This window comes from Dictyoglomus sp. (assembly GCA_025060475.1).
Taxonomy (GTDB): domain Bacteria; phylum Dictyoglomota; class Dictyoglomia; order Dictyoglomales; family Dictyoglomaceae; genus NZ13-RE01.
In genome coordinates this window covers 87,749-106,790 of record JANXBZ010000005.1, presented here as the reverse complement: position 1 = coordinate 106,790, position 19,042 = coordinate 87,749, and the positions used below count along the sequence as shown (strand labels likewise).

The window sequence follows — 19,042 nt, the reverse complement described above, 5'->3', positions numbered from 1 at the left end:
AATTCATCCTCTCTGAGAACTTATTTTCAATATTAATCCTACCTTCATCCAATTAGAAATTAAAGAAGATCCTCCAAAACTTACAAAAGGCAAGGGTAATCCCATTACAGGTAAAAAGCCTAAACTCATAAAAATATTTAAAAGAATTTGCCAACACCAAAAACTCATAATTCCTGTTAATAACAAATAATTAAAGATATTCTTTTCTTCCATTGCAAAAAGAAAAACATTATATATGAGCAAAGAATAAAGAGCTATTAAAATAAATCCCGCAATCCATCCTCCCTCTCCCAAAATGACAGGAAAAATGAAATCATTGTAAGACTCAGGAAGAAAAAATTTGTAAAAATTTCTTCCCCAGCCTTTTCCTATAATTCCTCCATCTCGAATTATTCTAATAGCTTGGAGTTGTTGATAAGTAGAAAATAAAGGAAAAATTTTCCCTTCCATAGAGAAACTTTTAATTCTTTCTTCTCTATAATTCGCTGTTTTTGTTAAAAAGAATATCACTAAAAATGCCAACAAAAAAATGGGAATTAACTTCTTTAGATCAAAATTAGAGAAGAAAAGTATAGTAAATGTTGCTAAAGAAAAAAGAATTAGCATACTCATATTAGGTTGATAATAAAAAGCAATTCCAAAGATACTCAGAAATATCAAAACCCAAACAATGTGTAAATTACTTAAATCTCTTCTTCTTTTGGAAAGAAAAGAGGCCAAAAAAAGGATCCAAGAAAATGCTAAGAATGGAGCAGGTTGAAATTGTATTATACCTAAATCAATCCAACGATTAACGCCTCTTATGTTTTTTCCAATGTCTTTAACAAATACTAAGTATGTTAAAATTATACAAAAAATTAAAAGAAAAAGAGAAGTTTTTCTTAAAAAATCTAATGAAAAGAGACTAATCAGAAAAGATAAAGCAATTCCTAAGAATAAATAAATAAATTGATGTTCTAAAAAATAATAGGGATTATTAAGATATAAGTATGCCCATTGCCAACTCGCAGTAAAAATTGCAATTAGCCCAAAAACGGAAAGAATTAAAGAAATTATAAAAATATTTCTACCCCTCTTCATCTTTTATTTTTCTAACTATATTTAAAAAAGTTAGTCCCCTCTCCTTATAATTCAAGAACATATCAAAGCTAGCACAAGCTGGAGATAACAAAATAATATCTCCATAGGATGAATCTAGGTAAGAATGTCTTACTGCAGACTCAAGATCATTTTCTAGAGAGTAAGGAATTTTATATTTTTGGGCTAATTCTTCCATAATAAATCTTGTTTCTCCTATAAGATATATCTTTTTTACTGTGCTTTTACTAATTTCTTCAAAAAGATCATAAAATTCAAAATTCTTATTTCTACCTCCTAATATCAAAAGAATAGGTCTATCAAAACTCTTTATAGCAGATATAGTAGAAATAGGATTTGTTGCCTTAGAATCGTTAATAAATACTCTTCCCTTTATTTCTTCAACTCTCTCTAATGCATGAGGAATACCCTTAAAATCTTCTCCAACAACTCTTATAATCTCAGGATCAATATTTAAAATTAACCCAATTAACGAAGCAGTCATGAAATTTAACAAGAGATTTCTATTCCAGATTCCTTTAATAGGAAGTTTAAAAAAACCTTCTTTTTCTTTAATTTTATATATCAACTTGTCCCCTTCAAGAAAAATTCCGTCTTCAGAGAACTTTGATAAGGAGAAAAATAATTTTTGTGCCTTTTGAACTTCCAAAGCCTTTCTTACTTCCTCTTGATCATAAGATCCAATAGCCCAATCTGAGCTGTTTTGATTCTTAAAAATATTTAGTTTTGCCTTTTTATATTCTTCCAAAGACTTATATCTATCCATATGATCAGGATAAAAATTAATAAATGCTGAAATATATGCGTGAAAATCTTTTATATCTTCTAATTGAAAACTACTTATTTCTAAAACAAAATATCCCTCTTCTAACTCCTCAACTTTTTGAACAAATGGCGTACCAATATTTCCTGCAACAATAACTTTCAGTCCACTCCTTCTTAATATTTCGCCTGCAAGAGTTGTTGTAGTTGATTTACCCTTTGTTCCTGTGATTCCAATTATAGGCACTCTACAGTATCTATATGCTAATTCCAATTCTCCTATAATTTCTATATCCCTCTTCATTGCATGTTTATATAAAACATTATCTTTAGGAATACCAGGACTTACTATTATGAGATCTATGGAATCTAAAATTTCTTTAGGATGTTTTCCCAAAATATATTCTATACCTTTACTTTTTAGCTCAGGTAGGATATCTGAAAAAAATTTCTCTTCTTTAATGTCGTTTACTATAACTTTTGCTCCTTTTCTTCTAAGAAATAAGGCAGAATGATATCCACTTTCTCCCAAACCTAAAACCAAGACTTTCTTATTTTTTAAAGATAATTCCATAAAATCAATCCTCCAAGTATCATTAAAAGATGAATAATACAAAATCTTCCTACAATTTTTGTTTCTTTCCATCCTAATAATTCAAAATGATGATGTATAGGACTCATTTTGAAAATTCGCTTCCTTTTCCATTTATAATAAGCCACTTGAATAAATACTGAAAAAGCCTCTAATAGGAAGATTCCACTCAATATTAAGAAAAAACTCTCCATTTTATTTAAAACTAAAAGAGAAGAAATTGCTCCTCCGAGAGAAAAAGCTCCCACATCTCCCATTATTATTTCTGCTGGGTAAATGTTATACCATAAAAATCCTAGGATTGAGGCTAAAAGACATGATATGGAAAGAGAAAGAATAAAGTTATTTTTGAAAAATTGAGGTAAAAGCAATAAAACTATGGAGATAAAACAGGTTGTTCCTGCTAGTCCATCTAAACCATCAGTAAGATTAACAGCATTTGTCATAAAGACATAAAGAATTAAAAACAAAGGAATATATAAAAAACCAAGATAAAAATAAGAATCTCCTAGAAATATTCTAAAATCCTTTGGAGTCCAAAGAAGATAGACTATAAATGCAAATATAAAGGTTAAAAAAACCTTTTTAATAGGCTTAATTCCATAATCTTTTTTCATTAAAAGTAAAATATCATCAATAAGTCCCAAAATTCCCATTAAAATTGTACTAAAGGCAAAGAAAAAAGTCTCTTTAAAGAAAAGAAAGGGAAATAAAACAATTAGAAAAATTATTCCTCCCATTACTGGTATTCCCTCTTTTTTAAAATGCTCTTTTGGTCCTTCTTTTCTAATATGTTTTCCAATTCCTTTTCTTTTAAGAAATCCTATGAAATATTTCAAAAACCCTAATGAAAATACAAAAACTAAAATACTCAACAAGATTATACTATCCATCTTCAACCTCCAATTCTTTCACAAATCTTTCCATTTGCATTCCACGAGATCCTTTAATAAGAATAAGATCTTTTTCCTTAATTTTTTCTAAAACTATGTCCAGTAGAGAATCAAAATTCTGCGAATAAAATAATGGATAATCAGGATATAGAGATTTTAAAAATGGAAATACTCTTCCCATCTCCTCTCCAAAAATAAAGATCATATCCAATCCACTCTTAATCCCAAATTCCAATACTTCTTGATGAAATTTAAAGCTATACTCTCCTAATTCTAACATGTCTCCTAGAATAGCTATTTTTCGATTTCCTTTGCCTAAGTTTTTTAAAAAATCAATTGCCACTTTCACAGATTCTGGATTTGCATTGTAGGTATCATCAATAATTATTATTCCCTTTTTTCCCTTTTTTAAATTTAATCTTTGACGAGGAAAGGATAAATTATTTATTCTTTCTTCTATAAACTCTTCAGGAAATTTAGGAAAAATGAGAAAAAGTAGAGAGAGACTTGCTAATAAATTTTGATATATTTCTAAAGGATAATAAGGACAATTAAATTTTATCTTTTTTCCATCAGGAAATAGGACCTCAATTTCAGACTTATTTTCTCTATAATTTACTTTTCCCCTGACATCATTTTTCTCTTGAAAGCCAAAACGAATTTTTTGAACTTCAGAAGAAAGAGAGTTATATATTCTATTACACCAAAAATTATCACCATTTAGGATTGCCCATCCCTTAGGTTTAAGATATTCAAAAATTTCTGCCTTTGCTCGTGCTATATTTTCTTGTGATCCTAATCTTCCTATATGTGCTGTACCTATGTTTGTAATTAATGCATAATTAGGTCTTGCTATTTTACTTAATAGTCTTATCTCTCCCAATCCTCTCATTGCAAGTTCTAATATCAATAACTCAGAGTTATCATCAGCCTCTAAGATACTTAATGGAACTCCTATTTCATTATTAAAATTATCTTTGCTAAAATGTAGAGAGATTAATCCTTTAAAAAGTTCTACAGTAAAATATTTTGTTGAGGTTTTACCTGAACTTCCTGTTATACCAATAACTTTAAATTCCTTTTTTTCTCTATAATAATGGGCAAGTTCTTGTAGAGCTGTAAGAGTATCTTTAACTTTAATTGCAAAATTACTTTCTCTTAATATACTTGCATCTATTTCTTTACTAAAGATTATTCCTTCTGCACCATTTTTTATGGCAGAATGTATAAAATCATGTCCATCATATTTTTCACCTTTTAAAGGAATAAAAAGATCCCCTTTTTTTATTCTTCTTGAATCGGTAGAAATTGAACATATTTCGGTCTCTAAATTACCTCTCACCAATTCTCCATTAACAGCTTCCAAGATTTCACTTAATTTTAACCTCATTTAGCAACTTTCTCCCTTATATAAATTTTTGCTATCTCTTTATCATTAAAAGGAATTTTATTTGAGCCAATTATTTGATAATTTTCATGTCCTTTTCCTGCTATAATGACACAATCTTTAGGTTCTGCTAGATAGATAGCAGTTTTTATAGCCTCATCTCTGTTTTCTATAATCATATAATTTTTAAAATTTAATGTCTTTATTCCTTCTTCTATATCCTTTATTATTTTCATGGGATCTTCAGTTCTTGGATTATCAGAAGTTATTATTACAAAATCAGAATATAAAGCAGCAATTTCTCCCATTTTTGGTCTCTTATAAGGATCCCTATCACCACCACATCCAAAAACTAAAATTTTTTTTCCTTCAGTAAACTCAGAAACAGTTTTCAAAAGATTTAATAAACTATCAGGAGTATGAGCATAGTCAATTATTACAGAAAAATCCTGTCCTTCTTCGATAAACTCTAACCTTCCAGGAACATGAGAGAAAGATTCAAACGCTTTTTTGATTAAATCCAGATCCTCATCTAAAGCTATAGCTACAGCTACAGCACTCATTATATTTACTAAGTTAAATTTCCCTCTAAGTTTTAGACTTAAGTCTAAAATTCCCTTAGGAGTGTTTAATAAGGCCTTCAGTCCTTCTTTTTTATTTTCCCAAGAAATAGGATAAATATCAGCAACTTTATCAAAGGAAAACCAAAATATCTTTTTATCACAGATATTTACTTTACTTACCCAATAATCATCTTTATTCAAAACACAAAAGCCATCAGATTTTAAATAATTAAATATTTTCTTCTTTGCTTCAAAATAGTTTTCCATAGATTTATGAAAATCTAAGTGATCTTGAGATAAGTTTATAAAGACAGCACCTTCTAAAAGCAACCCTTCAATTCTTCCTAATGCTAAAGCATGAGAAGAAACTTCCATAGCAACATACTTTACACCATTATCAACCATTTTTTTAAGAAGACTTTGAAGCTCTGGAGGTCTAGGAGTAGTAAAAGATGTTGGAATTTCTTCATCGTTTATTTTGTTGTAAATAGTACCAATTAATCCAGCTTTTTCTCCCTTTGTTCTCCACATATGATATAGAAGATGAGTAGTTGTAGTTTTGCCTTTTGTTCCAGTAACTCCAATTATAGTAAGTTTTTTAGATGGAAAATCATTAAACCAACTTGAAAATATTCCTAAGACTTTATGTATATCTCTAACTTTTATGTAAAGAATATCTTCATAAAAAGGTCCATGATAATCTCCTTGATAAAAGATCACTTTACTTCCTTTTTCAATAGCAGAAGGAATATACTTTTTTCCATCCTCTTTCTGCCCAGGTAGTGCAAAAAATATTTCACCTTCTCTTATTTCTCGAGAATCAAGAGAAATTCCTAAAACCTTCTCTGGAATTTTACCTTCAATATGTAAAATCTCTTCATTTATGTACTCAAGTCCTTCTTTAAAATATTTCAATTTATAGTCCTCCCATATATCACTAATCTTTTTATAATTTCCCCAAAAATAGGAACTGCAGTTTCTCTTGCATATTTTCCTATTTTTGGTTCTTGCAACATAACTATAATAGTATAGGTATTTTCGGGTAAAAATAAATACCCCAAAAAGAAATGATTTAATATTTCATTTTCATATCCATTCTCTTTAGAAACCTGAGCAGTTCCAGTTTTCCCTGCAATTTTATACCCATCTAAATTAAGATTATTAGCAGTTCCTTCTTTTACTACTTTCTGTAAATAATTTAATAAATTTTCACAAGTCTTTTCTGAAATTATTTTGGATAATCTTACTGGAGAATTTTTAAAAACAATTTTTCCTTCTAAGTCTTCAATCCTTTTTATCAAATGAAGTTCGTTTAACCAACCATAGTTGGCTAAAGCACTTAAGGACCATAAAAGCTTAATTGGAGAAAGAGCTATTCCCTGGCCGAAGCCTATAGTCCCTCTAGTAAAACTACTTTCTTTGAAATTTGAGATTAAGAAATCTCGTGGATTTAAAATCACATCTCCAGGAATAGGTAAATCTAAATTAAAAAGTCTTATATATTTACTCCATATACTGGGGCTTATTCCCTTTGAAAGTTTATAAAAATAAATATTACAAGACTCCACAATAGCTCTTTCTAAATTTACTTTTCCATGATTTTTAACACAACGGATTATATGTCCATCTATTTCTTCTTCTCCTTTACACTCTACCTTTTCCAAGGGATCTACTAAATTCTCTTCTAAAGCGATAACCGCAGTAATTATCTTAAAAACAGATCCAGGTTCATATATAGAATTTAAGGGATAAAAATTTTGAAAATTTTCAATAATATCCCATAAACTCTCTTCTTCTATATTAAAACTTGGCATAATTGCTAAAGCAAGAATTTCGCCAGTATTTGAATCTATTATTCCTATCATACCTCCTTTTGCTTTATAATTTTCTATGCCTTTCTTTAGGTAATTTGCACATATAACTTGCAATTCTTTATCAAGAGTAAGATAAACATTCTTTCCCTCCCTTAACCAAGGATCTAAAATTGCTTCTAATCCATAAAGACCCTGATTGTCAACACCTACAATTCCCAAAAGAGGAGAAGTAGCCAAAGATAAAGGATAAGCCCTATAGGGTTCTTCTACTAAAAAAATTTTATCATTAGATAAATATTTTTTAATTTTATTCACTTCATAAGGACTTAATATTCTTTTGATCCATATAAAATTAGTATTTTGAGCTAATTTATTTCTAAGTGTATCCTTCGAGAGAGATAAGTCCCTACTTAATCCTTCTATTATTTTGTCTCTTTCTTTTTTTGAAATATTTAAAGGGTTTATAGCTAAAGATTTTCTATATACATTAAAAACTAATTCTTCCCCTTTCCTATCATAAATAATTCCTCTCTTTATAGAAGTATTTTTTTCATATCCCAATAGCATGGGTCGAAATTGTATTTTAAATAGAAAAATCTCTACAAAGACCAGTGCAGAAAGCCAAGATATTACAAAAATTTTTAATCTCTTATAATTTATCATGATGAGATGAAATAATTAAATATTTTTCTTTTTTAACCTCTTTTATCCTTCCATTTTCTATTTTTATTTCTAAAATATTATCAGGATATAGAAGACCAATATTTCTTGCTTTATTCTCTAACTCAGTAAGGCTTACTTTTTTTACTAGAAGATCTTCGTAATATATCTTTTCTTTTTCTAAAATGCTAATCTTTTTTAGGATTTCTTTATTCTCAAGTCTTAATCTTGTCACTTCGTTATTTATAAAAATAGCAATAAAAATTAATATTATAGCTATTACAAGCAATTTTACACTATCCAATCTTCTCACCTACCCTCATCTTTGCACTTCTTGCTCTTGGATTTCTTTTTACTTCTTCCTCAGAAGGTTTAAGTATCTTTTTTGATATTATCTTAATTTTTCCTAAACTTTCGTTATTTCTCAGAAAATTTTTAACAATTCTATCCTCTAAAGAGTGATAAGATAGAACAATTATTCTCGCTCCTTCTTTTAAAAATGGAAGAATATTTTCTAAAGAATTTTCTAGTATTTTGAGTTCATTATTTACCTCTATTCTTAATGCTTGAAAAATACGAGTTGCAGGATGGATTTTTCCCCTTCTTGGAATATTTTTCTCAATAAGAGAAACAAGATCTCTCACCTTTTCAAAAGATTTCTTTTTTCTTTCGCTTATTATTAAATTAGCAATTTTTCTAGAAAAAGGTTCTTCTCCATATTCCCAAAATATTTTTTCTAAAGCCTTTTCACAATAAGAATTTAAAATATCAGATGCTCTAAGACTCTCATTCAAAGAAAATCTCATATCTAATGGTTCATCTAGATTTTTAAAAGAAAAGCCTCTTTTACTTCCTTCAAGTTGAAAAGAAGAAAGGCCAAGATCATACAATATTCCATTTACTTTTTCTATGTTTAAATCTTTTAAAACTTCTGGAATTTCATGAAAAGATTTGTTTACTAAAATAAAATTAGAACTTATTTCTTTCAAATTCTTTTCAGCAATGTTTATACTTTCTATATCTTTATCAAATCCAATTAATAAGCCTTTTCCTTTTAATCTTTTAAGAATCTCTTTTGAATGTCCCCCTGTTCCTAATGTTGCATCAACATATATGCCTTCGGGGATTATATTAAGATAAGTTAAAACCTCTTCCAACATTACAGGAACATGAAGTACTACTTTTTCCATAGTTTCTCTGCTTTCTCATTAACTTCTTTTATTTTCTCTAAAAGATCTATCTGTTTCTTAAATCTCTCCCAATTTTCCTTGCTCCAAATCTCTATATACCTTCCAACACCTATGATAACAACATCCCTATCTAATTCAGCATATTCTCGAAGATATGAAGGAATAAGAACCCTTCCCAATTTATCCCAGGTACTTTCTACAGATCCAGAAAACCAAAACCTTTTTACGTTAAGAGAGGCTTCATCGGTAGGAGAAAACTCTAATAAAAGAGCAGAAAAATTTTTCCATTCTTCAACAGTATATAATTGGAGACATTTGTCAAATCCTCGGGTAATATAAAATTTTTCTCCTAGTTCTTGTCTAAAAATATTAGGAATAGTGAGCCTTCCTTTTTCATCCAAGGAATGTAAATATTCCCCTATGAACATAATAATACCTTCCACCCATTTCCACTTTTTACCACTAAAAATTATATCATAGGATTTAAAAAATGAAAAATAAAAGAGGAAGTAGACAGTAGATAGGTAAGGATCGAGGCTGCCCTCTCAATCCTTGATATAATTAAGAAATTGAACCTTCCCTTTTTCAGATCTCTTAATTATCTTCAAGGATGGAGGAACAACTTAAATTTGCAAGAGAAACTGTAAGAAAAGTCTTAGAAAAAAATAATGGAAATGTCTCTAAAACTGCTAAAATCCTTGGCATATCAAGAAAAACAGTAAGAAGAGCAAGAGATGGTTCTTTATCTGATCTATCCAAGAAACCTCTTTCCTCTCCTAACAAAACTCCTCCTTACTTTGAAAATTTAATAGTCTCTGAGGCTAAAAGAACTGGATTCTCCTATAGAAGACTTAAGTCTTTCCTTCAAAGAAAATATTCCCTCTCTTTCTCTGAAAATACTATCAAAGCTATTCTGAAAAGAAATAACTTCTTCTTCCCTACCAGAAATTTCAACTTGATACTAAACATCTATTAGATAAAAATTCTCTTCCTCTTTTTGTATATGAACATATGAACTCAATTCTACTTTTGGATTTTCTTTTATTGTCTTTTTTTGTTTATGGTTGAGAGCTCATAATATCAGACATAAAATAGAGATAAGGAGGGATAATGGGGAGGAATTTTGCTTAGGAAGTGAGAAAAAGCTAAGAGAGATGTAGAGTTAAAACCAATACCGAAGGGGGCAAAACATCTTATGAGGATAGTAGATAATTCTCACAGGCAGGATGATGAATATTTCTTAGGGATACATGCAGAAAGATGCAGAAGTAAGGAAGAATTCTTAGAGAAAGCTCAAAGATGGCAAGATACATGGAATTTAGCAAGACCAAGCTTTGGGATTAGCATGGATGGGAAATTTCTTAATTCATCCTCATATCTTTGAATTTCCTGTGATACTTATGGAGGACCTATTTACCTATTATGGCTTCTTCACTAAGAATTTATCTATATTTCTTAAGAGTGGTACCTATGTCCATACCAAGTACCAAAGAGGAAGTGGACCATAAGCCGAATTCTGTTCTCTGAGGTATTCCTCAGAGCGACAACCATCTATCTAAGGTGATGATTACTCATCACCTTTAGCGGCCAACCCGAGGGTCGGCGGGCCACCTCAACCCCTCCTATTTGGCCTTGCACCGGGTGGGGTTTGCCAAGCCAGATGGTCACCCATCTGCTGGTGAGCTCTTACCTCACCTTTTCACCCTTACCCAATTTTTACAATTGGGCGGTATTTTTTCTGTGGCACTTTCCTTCAGGTCACCCTGACTGGGTGTTACCCAGCACCCTGCCCTTTGGTGTTCGGACTTTCCTCAGAATCCTTATAGGATTCTGCGGTTGTCTGGTCCACTTCCTCTTTCTTATCCTTATAAAGATCTGTCCACGGAATTATCTCAAATCCTCTAAATCCCTCTTTCCTTATTATTTTCCAGTAAGGAACCGCATATTTTATTTTCCTTTCATACCCACATTCACAATATAGAATTTTTTCCTCAATCCCGTCCTCTACAGGAGTTGGAGATTTATGAAGAATATATTTTGTTAATAATATTTTACCACACTTAGGACAACGAGGAGTAGTAAGATGTTTTAAAATCTTATCAACAAAATATATAATAATTATTCCTAAAGCAATAAAAATAATTAAACTCATTACTCTATCCAAAGAATTCTTCCACAATTAGGACAATGAATAAGTTCTTCTCTTTTCTTTAGTCTATCCAATATAAGTTTTGGCAATGATAGTTTACATCCTTCACATATCTCTTTATCTATCACCCTCGAAATTGCCCTATCTGACTTTTGTTTCATGAGATTCTCAAACTCCATAATTTCATCTGAAGAAATTTCCTGTTTATTCTTCTCAATTTCTAATAAAATTAGGTTAATTTCCTCTTTTAATTTATCTAACTCTTCTTTATATTCCTTCTCTTTTAAATAAAATTCCTCTTTAAGAATACTTATCTCTTTTTTATATTCCATGTAGATATTATTTTTATTTTCTAATTCAATCATGATTTCTAAAACTTCGTCTTCCAATTTTTTTATTAAATTTTTTAAGTTCTCCATCTCTTTTTCTATGTGTAAAGCTTCTTTAGGATTTTTAAGAAATAATGCTTTTTTTTCTTCTGCTTGATATTTTTCTCTTAGAATACTAATCCTATCCTCTCTTTCCTTTTGTTCAGATTTTAAATCTTTTATAGTTTTCTCAAGAATTTTTAATTCCTCTTCTTTCAAATTAATAGACTTAAATTTCTCATTTCTATATTCCTCATACTCTCGATTTTTGTCATTAAAAATTCTTTCTTTTTCCTTTAATCTAATTATTAAATTTTGAATATTAAGAAATTTAGGAATATTTTCTTTTTTCATTTAATTTTTTCCTTTTTATCTGTAATCTTCTTATATAAGAGAATATGACAAAATCAAAAAGGATGCAAGTCTAAATTTATATAGTTTGAACTTTTCAAAGAAAAACTTTTTCTTTAAAATTAATATAGTATGAGAAACTTAGAAGTTGCAAAAATTTTATACGAAATTTCCGCTTTATTAGAGCTAAAGGGAGAAAATAAATATAAAGTCGCTGCATACGCGGAAGCAGCAAGAAGAATAGAAAATCTCTCTGAAGATATTGAAAAACTTTTTAAAGAAAGAAGACTTAATGAAATAAAAGGAGTAGGAGAAGGTATTTCACAAAAAATATCAGAATATCTTACTACCGGTAAGGTAACATATTTAGAGGAACTAAGAAAAGAAGTACCTCCTGAACTCTTAGAATTAGAAAAAATCCCAGGAATAGGCCCTAAACTCGCATATAGATTATATCAGGAACTAGGAATAAAAGATATTGATAGTTTAGAGAAAGCAGCAAGAGAGGGTAGAATAAGATTACTTCCTAGATTAGGAGAGAAAGTAGAACAAAATATATTAGAAGGAATAAAGCAATTACGCTCAAAAAGTGAAAGAATTCCTCTTGGGATTGCGCTTCCTATTATAGAAGAAATTTTATCTTTTCTTTCTAATAATCCGTATATTAAGAACATTACTCCAGCTGGAAGTGTAAGAAGAAGAAAAGAAACAATTGGAGACATAGATATTCTTATAACTACACAAGATATTGAAAAAGTAAATGAATCCTTAAGAAAATTACCTATTTTAAAGGATATAATAGCATCGGGACCTACCAAAACAAGTATAAATGTGGAACCTGGAATTCAAGTGGATTTTAGAGTTGTAGAAGATAAATGCTTTGGCGCAGCATTACAATATTTCACTGGATCTAAAGCACACAATATAAAACTTAGAGAATTAGCCTTAAAAAAAGGACTTAAAATTAATGAATATGGAGTTTTCAGATTAGAAGATAACCTAAGACTTGGAGGACAAAAAGAAGAAGATATATATGAAATTCTTGGTCTACAATTTATTCCTCCCGAACTAAGAGAAGATCAGGGTGAAGTAGAACTTGCAAGTATTGGGAAACTTCCAAATCTCATAGAAGAAAAAGATATTTTGGGGGATTTACATTCCCATACTAATTGGAGTGATGGTGCAAATACTTTAGAAGAGATGGTAGATTTTGCATATAGACTTGGATATAAATATTTAGTTATTTCTGATCACAGTCAAGCATTAGGTGTAGCAGGAGGTCTAACTCCTGAAAAAATCGAAAAACAAAGAGAAAAAATTTATGAATTGAATAAAAAATATAGAGATTTTAAAATTATTCATAGTATAGAAGCCAATATATTAAGTGATGGAAGTTTAGATCTGCCTCAACAAATATTAGAAAAATTTGACTTAGTAATAGCAGGATTACATTCTGGATTTAAACAAAGTAAAGAAAAAATAACAGAAAGGTTAATATCTGCAATTAAAAATCCATGGGTAGATATTATTAGTCATCCCACAGGGAGATTAATAAATAAAAGGCCAGCATATGAGGTAGATCTAGATGCAATATTACATGTATCTAAAGAAACAGGAACAATTCTAGAAATAAATGCTCAACCCGATAGATTAGATCTTTGCGATATAGATGCAAAAAGAGCAAAAGAAAAGTATGGATTATTATTTTCCATAGGAACTGACGCTCATGATATTAAGAGTTTTTCTCTAATAAGATATGGAGTTTATGTGGCGAGAAGAGCGTGGCTCCAGAAGGAAGATATTTTAAACACTCTTCCTTGGGAGGAAATAAGAAAGAAAATAAAAAGAAATAAAAAAAATATATGAAGCAAAGGAATATAGGGAAATTAAAAGAAGGAGAATGGATAATTCTTTGGGATGAAAAACACAGACATCTCATAAAATTAGAAAGGGATAAAATTTTCTACTACAACAAAGGTTCCCTATCCCATAATGAAATAATAGGTAAAGAAGAGGGAACAATCTTTACATCAACGCATGGAGGAAAACTTTTAGCTCTAAGACCTACTTTTTCCGATTATATTTTAGAGATGCCTCGTTCTGCTCAAATTATTTATCCAAAGGATATAGGAATAATACTTATATGGGCAGACATTTATGAGGGAGCAAGAGTTATTGAAGCAGGTATAGGTTCAGGAGCATTAACTATAGCTTTACTACAAGCGGTAGGAGAAAAAGGAGTTGTAGTTTCTTATGAAGTTAGGGAAGATTTTGCAATAAGAGCCATAAAAAATATAGAAGGGTTTTTAGGAAAGAGGGAAAATCATATTCTAAAGTTAAAAGATATATATGAAGGTATAGATGAAGAAAATTTTGATAGAATAATCCTTGATCTTCCAGAACCTTGGAGAGTAGTGGATTATACTATAAGAGCTTTAAGACCTGGGGGTGTCTTTCTTTCCTATTCACCAACTATAATTCAGGCACAGAAAACAGTCCATGCTTTAAAAAATACATCTTGCTATGCTTTTATAGAAACCTTTGAAGTTTTAATAAGACCCTGGCAAATTGAAGATCTATCAGTAAGACCATATCATAGAATGATAGCCCATACAGCTTTTATTACTTGTGCCCGAAAAATTCATATTGAAAGAGAAGAGAATAAATCTCTGAAAGCCTAGCCTTCTGAAGAATTATAAGAAAGTCCTGAGAACTCTTTCTAAAGAAATCTCTTTCTAAAGGATTTAAATTTAAAGAAAATTCTTGACTTCTTTTATATCCTTCCATAATTTCATCCTTGCCAAAGAAAAGATATGCGTGTTTTGATATTTTAATCCATCTCCTTAATTCTGATGACAAAATTGGAGGTTTAGCAAAGACTAAATGGTTAAGATGAAAAAAAGGAAAATTTGAAGGATAAAAAAACGCATTTACTTTTTTAAAGAAATTCTCTTCCTTTTCTCTATTTTTAGAAAATCTTAGATCCCTTAGAGAAGGAATTTGAACTTTTGAAGGATATTTTACTACTCTTATATTAAGCATTTTTGAAAGCTCTAAGAATACTCTTTCGTCTCCTAGTAATGTTAAAAAGAATATAGGAATAGGTAACTCTCTAATTAATTTGCAATAATAATTCATAAATTCCGGAATTCTCAAAATTAATTCCGCATCTTCCCAGAGAATAAGAGAAGAGTTCCTAAGTTCTTCCATTTTATTCTCAATTTCCCAAGGAGAAATAAAGGTTAAGCTCTTATCTTCCCAATAACTTTGATTCCAAGAAGGTGTAATTATTATAATATTATTTCTTTTTTTCTTTATCTTCTCTAAAACTGAATTTTTCTCTACATCATTTTCTAAGTGAAGAAGATACCTAAATTTTCTCTTTTTTACAGAGTTAAGCTTTATATGATTTTTCATATTTACTTTAAAATCCTCAAGATAAAACCTATAAAAACTTTCTCCACCAAAATTTCCTTTATAAATCCTTACAACCATATCCATAAGCTCTTCTTTTCGATTTGTCAAATCTTTTGTCAATCCAAAACCTGTGAGAGAGAGCATAGATCCTGATAAATCTACAATTTTTATATTAAATTTCTTTTCATTTTCGCTAGAAAGTTCCTGAATAGTTGAATTTGAAATAAGAAAACATGGCTCTTCATTTCCCGGTCCAAATGGAGAAAGTTTCTCAATATCTGCAAGTAAATTTGAATTTATGTCTTTAATGTCTATTTCTTTATCAATTTTTATTTTAGGCATTAGGTCCAAATCCTTCCATAATTCCCGAGAAAGTTTTATCGCGGATCTATAAAATTCATCCCAAAATGCCCTTTTAATACTAAAACCAATTGCAGATTTATGTCCTCCAAACTTGCTTAGAAAAGGTAAAAGTCTTGTCATAAAATCAAATATATCCACATCTTCTATGCTCCTTCCTGAGCCAATTATATAATCCCCCTCTATTTTTCCTAAAAGCACTGGCCTATTATATTTTTCTGCTAATTCTGAGGCAGATATTCCCAAAACTCCCTTATGCCAATCTTCTTTAGAGAGAATTATTATGGGAACATCTTCTCCTTCTTTTTCAAAATATCTCTCCACCTCTTCATTTGCAGAAAGAGTAACTTCCTCTTTTATTCTCTGTCTTTCTCTATTTTCATTTTCCAAGACATTTGCCAAATTCTCTGCATACTCCTCATCCTGCGAGAGAATAAGTTCAACAGCATCCTTTACTTCTCGTAGTCTTCCTATAGCATTAAGACGTGGAACAATATAGAACAATATATCTCTTGTCTCAAGAAAAGAATAACCTCCTAAACCTGCCTTTTTAATTAAAGCTTTCAATCCAACAAGTTTAGTTTCAGAAATTTTATTTAAGCCATATTTTACAAAAATTCTATTTTCACTTTTTAAATCCACCTGATCTCCTAAAGTTCCAAGAGAAACAAGCTCAAAAATTCCTTCTTCACTGTAAAGTTTTTCTCCAATTTTTTCACTTAAAGCCTGAAGAAACTTAAAAACAACACCAACTCCAGACAAATAAGAACATGGATAATTATTTAAATGAGGGTTTAAAATTAATAAAGCATTGGGAAGATCAGTTAATGGTATATGATGATCAGTGATTATAACATCTAAACCATTTTTTTTTAAAAAATCCACTTCTTCTCTATTATTTATTCCACAATCAACAGTTATAATCAAGCTATATTTTGAAAGGTACAACTTTTCCAACGTTTCCTTTTTTAAACCATATCCTTCGATCAATCTGTGAGGAATATAATAATCTACATCCCATCCCCAATTTCTAAGAACCTTTAATAAAAGAGTTGTTGAGGTAATACCATCTACATCATAATCTCCATAAATTAAAATCTTTTTTTTTAAATTTCTCAGTTTAATAATGTAATCTAACGCATTCTCCAATTGAGGAAAAAAATGAAAGGGATTATAAAGATTATCTAAAAAAGGATTTAAAAATTCCTCTGCTAATTTTTTTTCTGTTATTCCTCTGTTGACAAGAAGACGCGCAAGAAGAGGAGAAATACCAAGACTTTTTATCAACTCTTCTTCTTGTCTTTTATTTCCTTGAAGAAAAATCCACTTATACATTTAGATTTTTTGTAGTTCTCTCCATTCTGCAAGAATTGCTGAAGAAACAAAAATAGTTGAATATGTACCTATTAATATACCTAAATACAAAGCAATTATAAAAGAACGAAGCACTTCTCCACCAATTATTAAAAGAGGAGTTATTGCTAAAAGGGTTGTGACTATAGTATAAAGAGTTCTTGCTAATACTTGATTAATACTCATATTTGCTATTTTTACAAAATTTTCCTTAGGATATGCTTTCATATTTTCTCTAATTCTATCAAAAACGATAATAGTGTTATTTATAGCATATCCTAGAAGAGTAAGAATAGCTGCAATAAAAGAGGGACTTACTTCCCATTGAAAAATAGAGAAAAAAGAAATAGTTGCTAAAAGAACAAAGGCTTCACCTATTATAGCAGATAGTGCAAAATCAAACTTAAATCTTATTGTTATATATATCAACATTATGAATACTGCTAACACTGAGGCCAGTATAGCTTTTTCTCTTAGCTCCTGACTTATAGATGGTTCAATACTAGTCCAATCTTTTCCTTTAAAATTACCAATAATTTTTTCTACCTCTGATGTTAATTTCTTTGCAGATTTTTCATCGAGAGGTTTTGTCTTAATCCATATTTCCTTTAAATCTGAACTTGTTTGAACCATAGATTTTCCAAAAAGGTTATTTACTATTTTTCTTACTTCTGAGATTTGTCTTGTTGTTAAGGGTTTTTCAACTTTATAATGAAGTAAACTTCCACTCTGGAAATCAATAGAAAGGTTTAATCCTCTTGTAAAAAAGGAGACTAGGCCTATTATTATAAAAAGAATAGAAATAATAAAAAATATTCTTCTTATACTCTTTCCTAAAAAGTTAATTTCTCTTTTCATAGTATAAGTCCTCCTTTTATAATCCCAAAAGCTTGGTAGATCTCTTAAGAAAAGGAAGCTGTAATAAATTTTCAAGAAGAGTTCGTGTCACAGTTATCGCAGTAAACATACTTAAAGAGACACCTATAGTAAGAGTTACTGCAAATCCCTTAATAGGCCCTGTTCCAAAAATATAGAGAATAAGTGCTGCTAAAATTGTAGTTACATTACTATCAATTATAGCCCTTAAAGCATTTCTAAATCCAGCATCTAAAGAGGCCATTGGAGTTTTCTTTTTTGCAAATTCTTCTCTCATTCTTGTAAAGATAAGACAATTAGCATCTACGGCCATTCCTATTGACAAAATCAACCCTGCAATTCCTGGTAAGGTAAGAGTTGCATCTATAAGCTTAAACATAGCTATAACCATTATAATATAAAGTCCTAATGCAATATCCGCGACTAATCCTAAGAATCTAAAAATAATAATCATAAAAAGTATTACTAAAATTCCTCCTACAATTCCTGCTTTATATGCAGATTCCATGGTATCTCTGCCAAGAGTAGGATCTATAGTTCTGTTTTCTATAACTTTAACAGGAACAGGTAAGGCACCTGCACGAAGTAAAATTGCAAGTTTTTGAGCCTCATCAATAGTAAATCTTCCTGTTATTACTCCAACTCCTTCGGTAATAGCATCTTTTATGATAGGACTTGATATAACCTTTCCGTCAAGAACAATAATCACGGGTTTTCCAATATTCTTTGATGTAAAATCTGCAAAAATTTTTGCTCCCTCGGGATTCATTTCCACACGAACCTGAGGTTGGCCTAACTCATCAAATTCAACTTTTGCTGTTTTTAATGCAGAGCCTGTAAGAATAGTTCTTTCCTTTTCATCTTTAAATTCCAAAAGAGCAGTTTGCCCTATAACATCTAATGCTTTTTCAGGATCCTTGATTCCAGGAAGTTCAACTACAATTTTATCCGTTCCTTCTCTGTATAAAGACGGTTCTGTAACACCTAATTGATCAATACGATTTCTTATGACCTCTATAGTCCTTCTTATAGCATCATCGGTAATTTCTACATTAGATGTCTTTTGACATTGAAGAGTAACCCTAATACCACCTTTGATATCTAAACCCAACCTAAAAGGACGAGTTAGAAAGATCCACAAAGAAAGAGCAAAAACTATAAGGATAAAGGCAGCTTTATATTCTGAACGTATATTCATAAATTTCTCTC

At 30.0% G+C, this 19,042-nt stretch carries 15 protein-coding genes, 1 other RNA gene and 1 pseudogene; 3 read left to right on the top strand and 14 right to left on the bottom strand.

The genetic code is table 11. The annotated features are described in order from the left end of the window. Positions 1-3: 3 nt before the first annotated feature. The 9 genes from NZ841_03985 to mraZ are packed head-to-tail and all read right to left on the bottom strand — an operon-like array spanning position 4 to position 9,387. Positions 4-1,080 (bottom strand): FtsW/RodA/SpoVE family cell cycle protein, encoded by a 1,077-nt coding sequence (locus NZ841_03985; protein ID MCS7201916.1) that lies wholly within the window; start codon positions 1,078-1,080, stop codon positions 4-6. After that, entirely contained in the window at positions 1,067-2,434 is a 1,368-nt protein-coding gene (gene murD, locus NZ841_03980; GenBank protein ID MCS7201915.1) for a UDP-N-acetylmuramoyl-L-alanine--D-glutamate ligase, read from the bottom strand. Before murD ends, NZ841_03985 begins: the two co-directional genes overlap by 14 nt. Then, complete coding sequence (mraY, locus tag NZ841_03975; GenBank protein MCS7201914.1) at positions 2,419-3,345, bottom strand: phospho-N-acetylmuramoyl-pentapeptide-transferase; 927 nt, start codon at positions 3,343-3,345, stop codon at positions 2,419-2,421. Before mraY ends, murD begins: the two co-directional genes overlap by 16 nt. Then, the gene (locus tag NZ841_03970; GenBank protein MCS7201913.1) at positions 3,338-4,735 is read right to left on the bottom strand and encodes a UDP-N-acetylmuramoyl-tripeptide--D-alanyl-D-alanine ligase; all 1,398 of its coding nucleotides are present in this window, start codon (positions 4,733-4,735) and stop codon (positions 3,338-3,340) included. The genes mraY and NZ841_03970 overlap by 8 nt, the downstream gene beginning before the upstream one ends. Next, positions 4,732-6,210 (bottom strand): UDP-N-acetylmuramoyl-L-alanyl-D-glutamate--2,6-diaminopimelate ligase, encoded by a 1,479-nt coding sequence (locus tag NZ841_03965; protein MCS7201912.1) that lies wholly within the window; start codon positions 6,208-6,210, stop codon positions 4,732-4,734. Before NZ841_03965 ends, NZ841_03970 begins: the two co-directional genes overlap by 4 nt. Next, positions 6,207-7,772, bottom strand: coding sequence for a penicillin-binding protein 2 (locus tag NZ841_03960; GenBank protein ID MCS7201911.1), 1,566 nt, complete (start codon positions 7,770-7,772; stop codon positions 6,207-6,209). Before NZ841_03960 ends, NZ841_03965 begins: the two co-directional genes overlap by 4 nt. Then, positions 7,759-8,082, bottom strand: coding sequence for a hypothetical protein (locus NZ841_03955; GenBank protein MCS7201910.1), 324 nt, complete (start codon positions 8,080-8,082; stop codon positions 7,759-7,761). Before NZ841_03955 ends, NZ841_03960 begins: the two co-directional genes overlap by 14 nt. Next, positions 8,066-8,959, bottom strand: coding sequence for a 16S rRNA (cytosine(1402)-N(4))-methyltransferase RsmH (gene rsmH / locus NZ841_03950; protein ID MCS7201909.1), 894 nt, complete (start codon positions 8,957-8,959; stop codon positions 8,066-8,068). The genes NZ841_03955 and rsmH overlap by 17 nt, the downstream gene beginning before the upstream one ends. Beyond that, complete coding sequence (gene mraZ, locus NZ841_03945; GenBank protein MCS7201908.1) at positions 8,947-9,387, bottom strand: division/cell wall cluster transcriptional repressor MraZ; 441 nt, start codon at positions 9,385-9,387, stop codon at positions 8,947-8,949. Before mraZ ends, rsmH begins: the two co-directional genes overlap by 13 nt. Before the next feature lie 182 nt (positions 9,388-9,569). On the opposite strand from mraZ, the pseudogene NZ841_03940 reads away from it, so the two are divergent. Next, positions 9,570-10,371: pseudogene (locus NZ841_03940) on the top strand (IS481 family transposase). 78 nt (positions 10,372-10,449) lie between these two features. Here NZ841_03940 and rnpB read toward each other — a convergent pair. Further along, positions 10,450-10,811, bottom strand: an RNA gene (rnpB, locus tag NZ841_03935) — RNase P RNA component class A. Positions 10,812-11,110: 299 nt separating this feature from the next. Beyond that, complete coding sequence (locus tag NZ841_03930; protein MCS7201907.1) at positions 11,111-11,830, bottom strand: C4-type zinc ribbon domain-containing protein; 720 nt, start codon at positions 11,828-11,830, stop codon at positions 11,111-11,113. Positions 11,831-11,959: 129 nt separating this feature from the next. Between NZ841_03930 and polX the strand changes: the two genes are divergently transcribed. Together polX and NZ841_03920 are read left to right on the top strand one after the other, a co-directional pair. Then, on the top strand, positions 11,960-13,693 hold the full coding sequence (polX, locus tag NZ841_03925) for a DNA polymerase/3'-5' exonuclease PolX (protein ID MCS7201906.1): 1,734 nt from the start codon (positions 11,960-11,962) through the stop codon (positions 13,691-13,693). Further along, positions 13,690-14,508, top strand: a complete 819-nt coding sequence (locus tag NZ841_03920) for a tRNA (adenine-N1)-methyltransferase (protein MCS7201905.1) — start codon at positions 13,690-13,692, stop codon at positions 14,506-14,508. The genes polX and NZ841_03920 overlap by 4 nt, the downstream gene beginning before the upstream one ends. Here the strand turns inward: NZ841_03920 and recJ are convergent. The 3 genes from recJ to secD are packed head-to-tail and all read right to left on the bottom strand — an operon-like array spanning position 14,450 to position 19,031. Next, positions 14,450-16,939, bottom strand: coding sequence for a single-stranded-DNA-specific exonuclease RecJ (recJ, locus tag NZ841_03915; GenBank protein MCS7201904.1), 2,490 nt, complete (start codon positions 16,937-16,939; stop codon positions 14,450-14,452). The two genes, NZ841_03920 and recJ, sit on opposite strands and share 59 nt — an antisense overlap. Beyond that, positions 16,940-17,815 (bottom strand): protein translocase subunit SecF, encoded by an 876-nt coding sequence (secF, locus tag NZ841_03910; GenBank protein ID MCS7201903.1) that lies wholly within the window; start codon positions 17,813-17,815, stop codon positions 16,940-16,942. A gap of 16 nt (positions 17,816-17,831) precedes the next feature. After that, entirely contained in the window at positions 17,832-19,031 is a 1,200-nt protein-coding gene (gene secD / locus NZ841_03905; GenBank protein MCS7201902.1) for a protein translocase subunit SecD, read from the bottom strand. Between the last annotated feature and the right edge of the window lie 11 nt (positions 19,032-19,042).

Excerpts from the sequence above, each read along its gene's own strand:
- NZ841_03985 (MCS7201916.1), bottom strand. The coding sequence starts at position 1,080 with ATGAAGAGGGGTAGAAATATTTTTATAATTTCTTTAATTCTTTCCGTT.
- murD (MCS7201915.1), bottom strand. The coding sequence starts at position 2,434 with ATGGAATTATCTTTAAAAAATAAGAAAGTCTTGGTTTTAGGTTTGGGA.
- mraY (MCS7201914.1), bottom strand. The coding sequence starts at position 3,345 with ATGGATAGTATAATCTTGTTGAGTATTTTAGTTTTTGTATTTTCATTA.
- NZ841_03970 (MCS7201913.1), bottom strand. The coding sequence starts at position 4,735 with ATGAGGTTAAAATTAAGTGAAATCTTGGAAGCTGTTAATGGAGAATTG.
- NZ841_03960 (MCS7201911.1), bottom strand. The coding sequence starts at position 7,772 with ATGATAAATTATAAGAGATTAAAAATTTTTGTAATATCTTGGCTTTCT.
- rsmH (MCS7201909.1), bottom strand. The coding sequence starts at position 8,959 with ATGGAAAAAGTAGTACTTCATGTTCCTGTAATGTTGGAAGAGGTTTTA.
- mraZ (MCS7201908.1), bottom strand. The coding sequence starts at position 9,387 with ATGTTCATAGGGGAATATTTACATTCCTTGGATGAAAAAGGAAGGCTC.
- NZ841_03930 (MCS7201907.1), bottom strand. The coding sequence starts at position 11,830 with ATGAAAAAAGAAAATATTCCTAAATTTCTTAATATTCAAAATTTAATA.
- polX (MCS7201906.1), top strand. The coding sequence starts at position 11,960 with ATGAGAAACTTAGAAGTTGCAAAAATTTTATACGAAATTTCCGCTTTA.
- NZ841_03920 (MCS7201905.1), top strand. The coding sequence starts at position 13,690 with ATGAAGCAAAGGAATATAGGGAAATTAAAAGAAGGAGAATGGATAATT.
- recJ (MCS7201904.1), bottom strand. The coding sequence starts at position 16,939 with ATGTATAAGTGGATTTTTCTTCAAGGAAATAAAAGACAAGAAGAAGAG.
- secF (MCS7201903.1), bottom strand. The coding sequence starts at position 17,815 with ATGAAAAGAGAAATTAACTTTTTAGGAAAGAGTATAAGAAGAATATTT.
- secD (MCS7201902.1), bottom strand. The coding sequence starts at position 19,031 with ATGAATATACGTTCAGAATATAAAGCTGCCTTTATCCTTATAGTTTTT.